Below are 404 nucleotides of genomic sequence, written 5' to 3'. Positions count from 1 at the left end.
CGATATTCAGCATAGGCTGCATGGGCGGGTCACCTGGAGATGTTAAAGAAGAAAGCCGATCATTCTAGCAGAAAACTGTGGCGGCAGAAGGGGCACATTTGCTTTCGTGGCGTTACGTCTGTCGGTTCTGTAAGATCCAAGCCCCTGATTCCTGCATCTGTGAGCACAACACCTTGCTGCAAAATATTCGTGTTGTTCTGGTCAATACCAGCCACCCCGGCAACATCGGCGGCGCTGCGCGTGCCATGAAAAACATGGGCTTGTCGCGCCTGGTGCTGGTGCAGCCGAAAGAGTTCCCCGCCGTGGATGCCAGTGCCCGCGCCTCTGGTGCCGACGATGTGCTGGGCAATGCCCAGGTGGTCGACAGCCTCGAACAGGCCCTGGTCGGCTGCAACCTGGTGATG

The 404-nt window shown here is 57.7% G+C and carries 1 protein-coding gene; it reads left to right on the top strand.

Going from position 1 to position 404, the window contains the following annotated elements; genetic code table 11:
- Positions 1 to 173: 173 nt before the first annotated feature.
- Positions 174 to 404, top strand: a 231-nt coding sequence (locus QWI17_RS19440) for a TrmH family RNA methyltransferase (protein ID WP_302724190.1), incomplete at its 3' end; no start/stop codon positions are given.

The organism is Gilvimarinus gilvus, assembly GCF_030518155.1.
In the GTDB taxonomy this organism is placed as follows: Bacteria; Pseudomonadota; Gammaproteobacteria; order Pseudomonadales; family Cellvibrionaceae; genus Gilvimarinus; species Gilvimarinus gilvus.
Note: the sequence above shows the minus strand (reverse complement) of the source record. Positions and strands in the feature narration are given on the sequence as shown.